The sequence below is a fragment of the Planctomycetia bacterium genome (genome assembly GCA_021413845.1).
Taxonomy (GTDB): domain Bacteria; phylum Planctomycetota; class Planctomycetia; order Pirellulales; family PNKZ01; genus PNKZ01.
In genome coordinates this window covers 36,218-46,716 of sequence record JAIOPP010000165.1, presented here as the reverse complement: position 1 = coordinate 46,716, position 10,499 = coordinate 36,218, and the positions used below count along the sequence as shown (strand labels likewise).

Here is a 10,499-nt window from a genome sequence, read left to right as displayed (position 1 = left end):
TGGCCCCGAGCGCCGCGCCGGCGTAGAGCCCATGCAACGACACGCGCAGCAAGCGCCGGCCCAAGGCATCGGCCACGGCGTCTCCGCGGCGGGTGCGTCGCAGATCGAGCCAGAAGGCCAAGATCGGGCCGCCGAACGCCGCGTTGACCGAAGTGAGATGCAGCGCCGTCAGCAGAATTTGAAAAAGATCGCTCACATGCGGGCCCAGTTGCAGAGCGGCCCTCGAAGGCCGGAGAAGGCGAACGGTCGGGCGAGATTATACCGAACCCGATTCCGGCAGCCGAGACCTTCCGGCCCGATCGTGAGCGGCGCTTCAAAGAGCCATCGGGTCGTCGGCGAATAGTTCGATCGCCGCTCGACCTTTTTCGATCGGCTGCATCAAGTAGCGCCCGGGATGAACCAGGCTCACCCATTCTCCGCGCGGACCGATGATGTCCACCGGAATCGACATCTTCGACGGCATGTGGTCTTCACTCCTCGACGACGCACCGATCATCTCGCGATGCATCGTCAGACGATACGGATTGCCCTGCGCGTCGCGCGCGAGAAATGAATGCGAGTCGCTCATAAGCTAGCAAGCAAGATTGCCGGCGGAGGGGCTATCGAAGTTGAGGTGACTAAGCTTGCGGTGCCGGTTGGGCCTTGACCCAACCCATCAACTCGATCGCTTCGACCAGCTCCGGGCGCATGGTGAGGCGGAAGGTCGGGTCTTTGTCGTCGGAATGCAGCGCGGTCGAAAGGGTCGTCCACCACATCGGCTTCTTGTCCCCTTGCGTCTTATTCGGGGGAACGTAACCGAGTTGCTTCGCGATGGCTTCGCCCAGGGCGGCATAGCGCAGGCCGGCGATGTTGCCGGAGGTCAGCTTGGCTGCTTCGGCCAAAGCCGCGAGACCGATGGAATGTTCCGGGCTCGCGTATTGGCTGCGCAATAAATTGACCCACAAGGTCCAGGTCGTGGAGCTCGTGGAGCGGAGGTCGCGAATGGCAGGCAAAGCTTTGCGATAATCTTGGGCGGTGGCGTGCAACTCGATCAATTCAGAACTCCCTCATTAAAATCCGACGGCCAGCGACGCTTGCGCCGCTGCGCGCGGCTCATCCCGGGCCGCGCATGGTTCCGATTATAACCTGAAACAGACCCCGAGCGTGAGACGAACCACGGCATTTCAGGAATAAATCCGGAGGGTCCGATGCTATCGGTCGGCATCGGAATCGGCTTCGTCCTCGGCATTCATCTCACGCAGATATTCCAAGGCCGACTCTAAATCCGAGGTCGGAACACCCAGCGAACTGCCGCGCCGGTCGCAATCCGCGAGCTGCAGCAAGTCTTCGAACCATTCCGATTCCGCCAGCCTGCGCAGCGAGCGCCGGCCGAGCGTTCCTTCTACGGAGGCATTGGCCGCGTCTAGGTTTTCGATCAACCATGCCGTGCGTGGAGTAATCATTTCTCCGAGCGCATCCAGGCCGGCAAGCGCGGGAGATTGAGGATCGAGCCCGCGCCCGACTTCGTGCAAGAGCGCGGCGGTGAGAAATTCTTCGTCGTAGGGGAGCTCGTCGCAAGCCAGATCGAATACCCGCAGGCTATGCGACAGGTAGTCTTCGAAGACGCCGTTGCGTCCTCGACGCCGGACTTGTTCCAACGGCGCGAGCAACGCGGCGAAGACCACGAACGGATCGTCGGGCTCCGGCGGTTCGAGCAGCCGATCGTCGTTCTGCCCGCTCATCCAAGCGAGCCGCGCGATCTCGGCGCGAATCTCGCGCTGCGTCGGCAGAGCCTTGCGAGCGACGTAGCCGCCGGCGACGCGCTGCACCGCCTGCTGCGTCGCTTTCTGAAAGGAGATTTGATTCTCAAACATCAGCCGCGCGGCTTGCTCGGCAAGCTGCTGGCGCATTTTCGCGTACGACATGGGCTTATGCGTCTCAGGCGAGACGGCGATTGGGCCGGTTTGCGTAACAAGTTCATTATACACATCTCGAATAGAATCGTGAACGCCGTTCGGCGGCCTAATTGCGTCGGTTGGCTACGCCCGGCGGCTCGGCTACCATGAGCGGCGAGCCATGGCTTCCGTCGGGTGCTACGGGCCGTTTCCCATACGCAGGCATCGACCACTGCTTCTCGAAAGCGAAAGATTTCGATGACGAAAGTCGAGAATCCGGCCAGCTACCGTAATCTGCGGCCATCGGAAATCGTCGAGACGATCGATGTTCTCCGGCGGCGCATTCAAGAACGCTTCCCCGCCTCGGGCCTCTACCAAGTCGCCTGCGAGCTGCATCGCATTTCGGAAGAGTCGGTGATCCGGGCACAGCGCATTCGCCGGCCGAACATCGGTTTGCGGTTCGGCATTCTGCTGATTGCCGTGCTCGTCGCCTGGCTGATCTGGCAAGGGGCGAAATTCATTCGGATGAACGACGAGGTGTTCCAGTTGGAGCATTTCGTGCAATCGGTCGAGGCCTCGCTCGGTAGCGCGGTGTTCATCGGCGCGGCGATCGTGTTTTTGTTTTCGCTCGAGTTGCGTATGAAGCGTGCTCGCGCGCTCGACGCCGTTCGCGAGCTCCGTTCGCTCGCGCACATCATCGACATGCACCAGCTTACGAAAGACCCGGAGCGGATTACGCGAAAGGGGAGCCGCACCGCCTCGTCGCCGAAGCGCTCGATGACCCCGTTCGAGTTGGGCCGGTATCTCGATTATTGCAGCGAGCTCCTTTCGCTTACGAGCAAGACCGGTGCCCTCTACGTTCAAGAGTTTCCCGATGAAGTGGCGATCGAAGCGGTCGACCGGCTCACGAACCTAACGACCGATCTTTCGCGCAACATTTGGCAAAAAATCATGATCCTCGAAACCACCGTGCCTGATATCGCCGCGAACTCGAAATCGAAAGCTCAAGAAGCCGGGAGCTCCGACGATCAACCCTCGGCCGACGAAGCCTCGATCGAAATCGACGACGCGATTACGGCGGCTCCCCTGCATCGTCATGCGCAGATCGATTGACGCGATGAAAGAAACAGCTTAGCTGGACTTCCGAATCGAACGAAGCAAAGTCGGTGCGTATCCGAAGACGACGCCGAGCAACAAGCCGACCCCGTGGCATAAATTGGCGGTCGCACCGACGACGTCGAACAGGCCGAGCAGAAACCAGGTCATTAGAAGAATGACGGTGAACGGCTGCAGAAAAAAACCGGACGACGGTTCGTACCACGACTTCATCCAGATGTAGCCGAACAATCCATAGACCACGCCCGACATGCCGCCGAAGCTCGGGCCGACGAAATAATACTGCGAGAGATTGCCGCCCATCGCGAAGACGAGCGTGAACAACAGCATCTTGCGCGATCCACGCAACACTTCGACCTGCGCCCCGAAATCCATCAACCACATCATGTTCAAGAGGATATGCATCCAACCGAAATGCAGAAAGATCGGCGAGATGACCCGCCACCATTGCCCTTGCTTCAGCTCCGGTAGCCGGATCACGCGCTCACCGGAAACGTCGCGCAGTTGCGGAGCCGCGCTGATGCTCAGGCGAGCTACGAGTGGCCTCGTCGCTTCGGAGTTGCCGCCGTCGGTCAACAGAAACGTGAGGCAGCTTGCCACCAACAACGTCATCGTCACCGGTCGCCGGCCCGACGAGTTCGGATAAACGCGCCGCACGAGGCTTTGTTGCTTGCGGCGCAGGGCGAGTTCCTGCTGAGCCGTTTCACGACGAAGCCGATCGGCCTCCTTCGATGCCGATTTGAATCGATCGGCATCCGGATCGGTCTCGAACGATTTCAGCGATTCTTTCGCGAGCGCGAGTTGATCTTCATCGAAGACCCAGAGATCCCAATGAATATCATCGGCCGAGCGATCGCTCTTTTCCGACTTCGCGCCGACGCCGAGCGTCAGCAAGTAGTCGACGAACGTCGTCGCTTGCCGTTCGTCGTTCAGTCGTCCTACGATTCGCATGTCGAAACTCGCATCCCGAAAAGTTCGTCGCCGAGGCTTACGCTCGATCGCCGGCGGAGCCGATCAAACGCCGAATTCCCATTTGAGCAACAGCGGCAGCGTGTCGTCGAGCGCCTCTTGCCAGGTCGGCGGCGTGAGCCGGTATTCTCGCTGCAATCGAGCGCACGACAATCGGGAATTCAACGGCCGCGCGGCGGGTGTCGGAAATTCTTTCGATGTGATCGGCTCGATCGCTTCGACTTTCAACGTCATTCCCAAAAGTCGCGCTCGCTCGACGATCGTCTTCGTAAAGCCGCACCAACTCGTTTCGCCTCCGCAACAGACATGAAATATCTCGCCGCGCTCGCGCAGCAGCGCGGCGAAGTTCCCTTGCGCGCAGGCCAGCATTTGCGCCGACACATCGGCCAGCATACGTGCGGAAGTCGGTGCGCCGATCTGATCGTCGACGATGCGCAGCGTCGGTCGCTCGCTCGCCAACTTCAAAATCTTCTTCACGAAATTAACGCCGTGAATTCCGTAGACCCAAGAGGTGCGCAGCACGGCATACGCGCCTCCTTCCGCTTCGACCGCCGACTCGCCTTCGCGCTTGCTCCGGCCGTAGGTATTCGGTGGGTTCGTCGGATCGGTCTCTTCCCACGGACGCGTACCGGTGCCGTCGAACACATAGTCGGTCGAATAATGCACGACCGCGGCACCGAGGCGGTTCGCTTCCGCTTGGATCACTCCCGGCGCAATCGCATTCACCGCGCGTGCAAGCTCGGGCTCTTTCTCCGCTTGATCGACTTGCGAATAGACCGCGGCATTCACGATCAAGCGCGGCGCCGTATCGCGAATCAACGCGCGCAGCGAGTCGGGATCGGCCAGGTCGACCGCGAGCGTGTTTGCATCGCCGCGCCGCGCGGCGCAAATCACTTTGCCCAGCGGACGCAAGCTGCGGCGCAACTCCCAGCCGAGTTGTCCTTGCGAACCGATGAGCAGGATTTTCGGAGTTTCGATAGTCGTCGTCATGAGCGAATTGTGGCAAATCCCCTTTCGACCGACTAGGGCATCTTGGCGAATCCACCTTCCGCGCGGTATCTAATGCAGTCATGGAACGAACTCGCTACATCTTGCTCGACCGCGACGGCACGATCATCGTCGACCGTCACTTTCTTGCCGACGCCGACGGCGTCGAGCTTTTGCCGAACGCCGCTGAAGGCTTGCGCCGCATGGCTCGGCTCGGCTTTCGCTTCATCATCGTCACCAATCAATCGGGCCTGGGGCGCGGCTACTTCGACGAAACTGCGCTCGCCGCGATGCACGCGCGACTGCGAGAACTACTCACGGCGGAGAACATCGCGCTCGAGGCGATCTACCATTGTCCGCATACCGATGAACACGGGTGCGAATGTCGGAAACCGCGAACGGGCATGGCCGATCTTGCCGCGCGCGAGCACGCGATCGATCTTCGTGCGGCGTTCGTCATCGGCGATAAATGCGCCGACGTCGAGCTAGGGCAAGCGGTCGGAGCGACGACGGTTCTCGTGCGCACCGGTCACGGACTGGCGACGGAGCGAGCCGGAAAATGCCGCGCCGATTTCACGGCCGACGATCTTTGCGATGCGGCCGACTGGATCGAAAGCCGGTTGCGATCGCAAACGTAAATCGCAACGACTCACTCGGTTCGTCGCACCGCTTGCGCGATGAGCTCGGCGAGGTTCGATGAAGAACGAAGATCGTCCGCCAGGCGCGGATGCACGAAGAGGCGAACCCGTTTGACGTAGTCGTCGAACTGGCGTTCGGCCAGCGCGCGGCAAACGGGCGACACATCGCTCAGCGAGCGATAGCGATTTTCTTTCGGATAAAACACGTCGACATCGAACTGAATCTCGCACTGCATCGGCGGCGCATCGAAGAGAATCTCATGCGGCGCAACGATCCGCCCGAGTGCCGAGCCGGCGACCGTGGCGAACTGCTCGGCCAACGTCGCGAGCCAAGTGTAAGGCTTTCTCGCAAGCTGCTGATAAGTCTCTTGATGCTCGAAGAAGCTATATTGCCCGACTTGCTTGTAGAGGCGACGTGTCGTGCCGAACAATCCTTCCAGGAGCTCACGCGCCGGATGCCCTTCCGCTTGCCGCATGATTTCGACGATCCATGCGTTCTCCGTGAGCCGAAAAACCGCGTCGAGATCGAGCGTGCGATAGAGCAAGTAGAAGGCGCGTTGCAGCATCGCCGTCGCCGAACGAACGGCATGGTGCCAGTAGACTTCGCTGAACATCACATAGCGTGAGAAGACCATCATCTCGGCCGCGGTCTTCCCTTTCTCGGTGATCGCGAGACCGTCGCCGGCTTCGTTCAAACACAAGCTACCGATGAGCCGGTTCTGATCGAAGTTCCGTCCATACGGCACGCCGGCGTGCAGGCTATCGCGGAACAAGTAGTCGATCTTGTCGATATCGATCGGGCCCGAGAGCATGCTCGCGAGCACACGCGACTTCGTCGTCCGCGGCTTCTCCGACAGGAGCGACACGATATCGCGCGGGCTCACGCCCCATTCGTCGCGTACCGTGTCGGCGATCTCTCCTTCGAGCAGAAAGCTGTTGGCGAACAATTCATGCTGCGGCACTTCGGCCAGCTTCATGTCTTCGATCGGATGGCAGAACGGCCAATGCCCAAGATCGTGGAAGAGGGCCGCAAGCAAGAACAGTTCGGCATCGGCCGGTCGGATCACGGCCTCGAAGCGCGGATCGTGCGCGAGCCGGTTGAGAAAGAACAGCGCATTGCGATAAACGCCGAGCGAGTGCTCGAAGCGCGTATGGTTCGCGGCGGGATAGACGAGCGAAACGAGCCCGAGCTGGCTGATGTGGGCGAGACGGCGAAACTCGCGCGTGTCGATCAGCTGCCGCAGTCGCGGCGTGAGCGGTATGTCGATCTCGGGCGGAATCCGAATCACGCCGCTCGGAGCGTTGAGCGCTTCGAGCTCGGGAATGTTTCTAAGCGAGGTCATCGTCGAGCACCTGCCGATCGCAAAGCCGTCATGGTGCGGTCGCCGGCTTCGGTGCCGCGGCAGGTCTCGTCGACGACGCGGCGGGCTTCTTGTGCTTTTCCGCTTCGATCTTGCGCGCCGCATCGTTCATCGGCCGATTCGAACCGTCGTAGAGCGGAATCTCGCCGACCGTCTCGACGTAGCGAGCCGGAAGCGTCTTGATTTCGTCGCTCCAAGGCATCGTCAGGCCTGCGGTCATGCCGAGCAACAACGTGACGACGATGAAAAACAAGATATGTACGACTGCCGAGGTTGGGTCGAAGTCGAACGAATAATAAGCGGCCGTAAAGCCGGCGATCAGAAACGGCGGGCCGATGACGATCCACACATACCACGACGAGGTATAGTCGAATGGAATCAGCGCATAGATTAACCACAGCAACAGATAAACCGAAAGGCAAACGCCGATCCGCGACCAAAGCGCGCGACCGCGAAACGGTTCGAGTTCGTCATCGCGCAAGATCAAATAGCCGGCTAAGACGATCGGGAAACCGATGACCAAGAGCGCTACTGCGCGAATCGCATAGGCGACGTAAATCGCACGGTCGTAGGCCGACTTGACTTCCGGAATACGCTGCTGCTCGAGCATGAGCGGGAACGGCCGCATCACCATCGCGCTGCCGAACCACGCGAGCACGAACAACGCAATGATCGCCACACCGATTCCGCCGGCAACGACGGGGCTTAAGCGCGCGTCGCGACGTTCGATCGGCTTAAGAACCGGACGGCCGGAAGCTCCTTTCGGACCACCTTGCGCCTCTTCGGGCGCATGGATCTTGATTTCTTCTTTCGGTTGCGCAGCGTCGAGCTTGGGGATCGCGATCAGCGTCTTGCATTTCGGACACGGACCTTGCTTGCCCGCGAATTTATCGCTGACGTTGAAAGCGGCCTTGCAGCCCGGACAAACAACCGGAATCGGCATGCTGGAAGCTCTAGCAAGAAGTGCAGACGATATGGCGTTTCGTTAGTGTCGACGGCGTTGGGCCGGAAGTCAAGTTGCGGTAAGCCCTGCGCAACGGAGCGAAGAACCTGATCGTTTCGCCGCATCTTTCACACGCTGCCGCTGGAATTATCGGCCTTATTCCCCTATCTTGAATGTTTGTCCGCCGCGAAAGAATCCCGTTTGGAGGGAAGTTGCGTGTCGATGGATCCCAACGCCTCCGGCCCGAAGCCGGAACCGAAGAAACTCCCGCCGTCGCGGTCGCTCCTGAGCAACCCGGCGTTGCTCGTCGTGATGATGCTGTTGATCATTTCGGTCTTTTACGTGGTCGATCGGATCCGCGCACGGACTTCGATCAACTACGGCTTCTTCATGGAGCAACTGGAAGCCGGCAATGTCGCGGAAGCCCGTATCGACGGCCTGGAAGTCTCGGGCCGCTTCGTCGAGGCGCCGCAAGTTCCCGTGCCGACGAAGACGCAACCGCACACGATCCGCACGATCTCCTACGGGCTGTTTCTCGCGCAGCTCGATGCCGACAACATCGCCGAAGCCCATTCCGACGGCCACGAGCTCGTCGGCCGGTTCAAGCGCGCTGTCGGAGAAACACGTTCGCCGACCGCCGCGCCTGCGCCGACCGCGACTCCTTCGCCGACTTCCACCGCCGCGCCGACTCCTTCAGCCACGCCGACTGCGACCGGCTCGGTCGCCGCGAGCGCCGCAGCAGCCGATTTTGCGCTCGATTTTCGCGTGCTGTTGAGTGCCAATGCCGGGAAAGAGTTGGAAGATAAACTAGTCGCCAAGCTCGGCGCCAACTACTTCATCGAGTCGTCGCTCGATCGCTTCTTAACGCCGCGAGTGCCGATCGCGCAAGGGGATGCCAAGCCCGAGATGATGAGCAAGGAGTTCAGCGTCGTGCTGAGTCCGCTGGCGGGAGAGAGGGTCGATCTTCTGCTGCGCCAAAAACTCGGCGAACACTACAAAGCCGATCGCCTCACCGACAGCGCCGGCGTGGCGATGATGTTTTATCTCGCAATCTCCTTGGTCTTGATCGGCGGCATGTACATCATGTTTCGTCGCGCTCGCGATCAATTCATGGGAGGCGGCATTCTCAGTAGCTTCAGCAAAAGCCCCGCCAAGCGCTACGACACCAGCGGCAAGCGAGTCACCTTCTCCGATGTCGCCGGGCTCGAGGGTGTGAAAAACGAGTTGACCGAGATCGTCGACTTCTTGAAGAACCCGCAAAAGTTTCAGCGGCTCGGCGGTCGCATTCCCAAGGGCGTGCTACTCGAAGGTCCGCCGGGAACCGGAAAAACATTGCTCGCGAAAGCGGTTGCCGGCGAAGCGGGCGTGCCGTTCTTCTCGATCAACGGTTCCGAGTTCATTCAAATGTTCGTCGGCGTCGGCGCGGGCCGCGTCCGCGATATGTTCCGCACGGCCAAAGAAGCTTCGCCCTGCATTCTTTTCATCGACGAAATCGATGCGGTCGGTCGGGTGCGCGGCGCAGGGATCGGCGGCGGACAAGACGAACGCGAGCAAACGCTGAATCAGATTCTCAGCGAGATGGACGGCTTCAGCCCGAACGAATCCGTGATCGTGCTCGCGGCGACGAACCGCTCCGACGTGCTCGACGCGGCGCTGCTGAGGCCGGGCCGTTTCGATCGCCGCGTCACCGTCGACAGGCCGGCGATGAAAGGTCGGATCGCGATCTTCAAAGTCCACACGCGCGACGTGCCGCTGGCCGACGACGTCGACATCGAACGGCTCGCGGCCGGCACCGTCGGCCTGACGGGCGCCGATATCCGAAACCTCGTCAACGAAGCCGCCATTTGGGCGACGCGCCGCGATAAAGACAAAGTCGACATGAACGACTTCGAGTATGCCCGCGATAAAATGTTGATGGGCGTGCGGCGCGAAGAAGTGCTCAGCGACCACGAAAAGCACATGACCGCGTATCACGAAGCGGGACACACTCTGCTCGCCTGGATCCTGCCCGGCAACGATCGGGTTCATAAAGTAACTATCATTCCCCGGGGTCGCGCGATGGGAGTCACTCAGCTTCTTCCGGAAGAAGACAAATTAAGCTACAGCGAAAGCGAGCTGCACGCGCGCTTGGTCTGCCTCATGGGAGGCCGCGCGGCCGAGAAGCTGATCTACGACGAATACAGTGTCGGAGCCGAGAACGATTTGAAGCGTTCGACGCAGCTCGCGCGCCGCATGGTCGCCCACTGGGGCATGAGCGAGCGACTCGGGCCGGTCGCGTTTCGCATCGGCGAGGAACATCCGTTTCTCGGCCGCGAAATGTCGGAGCCGCGCGAATTCAGCGAGCACACAGCCCAAGTGATCGATGAGGAAACGGCCCGCATCCTGCATACGGCGGCCGATCAAGCCAAGAAGTTGCTCATCGAATATCGTCCGAAGCTCGATCTGCTGGCGAACAAACTCGCCGACGCCGAAACGCTCGAAGTGCAAGAAATCGAAGCGTTGCTCGGTCCGGCCGCGGAACGCTTGCCGACGAAGCTCCTGGCGCGCGAGCCGAAGAATACTTAACCTAGCGGCGCTCGGTGCGCACGCTCGCGCTTCGTAAATCTTTATT

11 protein-coding genes are annotated in these 10,499 nt (G+C 60.5%); 3 read left to right on the top strand and 8 right to left on the bottom strand.

Annotated features, from left to right (window positions below):
• The 4 genes from K8U03_26880 to K8U03_26865 all read right to left on the bottom strand — a co-directional run.
• The coding region (locus tag K8U03_26880) for a hypothetical protein (protein MCE9608526.1) at nt 1-196 on the bottom strand (196 nt) is incomplete at its 3' end.
• 117 nt (nt 197-313) lie between these two features.
• Complete coding sequence (locus K8U03_26875) at nt 314-568, bottom strand: hypothetical protein (GenBank protein ID MCE9608525.1); 255 nt, start codon at nt 566-568, stop codon at nt 314-316.
• Nucleotides 569-617: 49 nt separating this feature from the next.
• The gene (locus tag K8U03_26870; protein ID MCE9608524.1) at nt 618-1,034 is read right to left on the bottom strand and encodes a hypothetical protein; all 417 of its coding nucleotides are present in this window, start codon (nt 1,032-1,034) and stop codon (nt 618-620) included.
• 156 nt (nt 1,035-1,190) lie between these two features.
• Nucleotides 1,191-1,904, bottom strand: a complete 714-nt coding sequence (locus K8U03_26865) for an HD domain-containing protein (protein ID MCE9608523.1) — start codon at nt 1,902-1,904, stop codon at nt 1,191-1,193.
• A gap of 228 nt (nt 1,905-2,132) precedes the next feature.
• Here K8U03_26865 and K8U03_26860 point away from each other — a divergent pair, with 228 nt between their 5' ends.
• On the top strand, nt 2,133-2,987 hold the full coding sequence (locus tag K8U03_26860; GenBank protein MCE9608522.1) for a hypothetical protein: 855 nt from the start codon (nt 2,133-2,135) through the stop codon (nt 2,985-2,987).
• 18 nt (nt 2,988-3,005) lie between these two features.
• Here K8U03_26860 and K8U03_26855 read toward each other — a convergent pair whose 3' ends face one another.
• A complete protein-coding gene (locus K8U03_26855) occupies nt 3,006-3,941 on the bottom strand; it encodes a rhomboid family intramembrane serine protease (GenBank protein MCE9608521.1) in 936 nt (311 codons plus the stop codon).
• A 63-nt stretch (nt 3,942-4,004) separates the two neighbouring features.
• Complete coding sequence (gene rfbD, locus K8U03_26850) at nt 4,005-4,949, bottom strand: dTDP-4-dehydrorhamnose reductase (GenBank protein ID MCE9608520.1); 945 nt, start codon at nt 4,947-4,949, stop codon at nt 4,005-4,007.
• Nucleotides 4,950-5,029: 80 nt separating this feature from the next.
• On the opposite strand from rfbD, the gene K8U03_26845 reads away from it, so the two are divergent.
• Nucleotides 5,030-5,584, top strand: coding sequence for an HAD family hydrolase (locus K8U03_26845; GenBank protein ID MCE9608519.1), 555 nt, complete (start codon nt 5,030-5,032; stop codon nt 5,582-5,584).
• Nucleotides 5,585-5,595: 11 nt separating this feature from the next.
• Here the strand turns inward: K8U03_26845 and K8U03_26840 are convergent, their stop codons facing one another.
• Nucleotides 5,596-6,927, bottom strand: a complete 1,332-nt coding sequence (locus tag K8U03_26840) for an HD domain-containing protein (GenBank protein ID MCE9608518.1) — start codon at nt 6,925-6,927, stop codon at nt 5,596-5,598.
• 28 nt (nt 6,928-6,955) lie between these two features.
• Entirely contained in the window at nt 6,956-7,888 is a 933-nt protein-coding gene (locus tag K8U03_26835) for a zinc-ribbon domain-containing protein (GenBank protein MCE9608517.1), read from the bottom strand.
• Between the two features lie 390 nt (nt 7,889-8,278).
• Here K8U03_26835 and ftsH point away from each other — a divergent pair, with 390 nt between their 5' ends.
• A complete protein-coding gene (gene ftsH, locus K8U03_26830) occupies nt 8,279-10,453 on the top strand; it encodes an ATP-dependent zinc metalloprotease FtsH (GenBank protein MCE9608516.1) in 2,175 nt (724 codons plus the stop codon).
• The last annotated feature ends 46 nt before the right edge of the window (nt 10,454-10,499 follow it).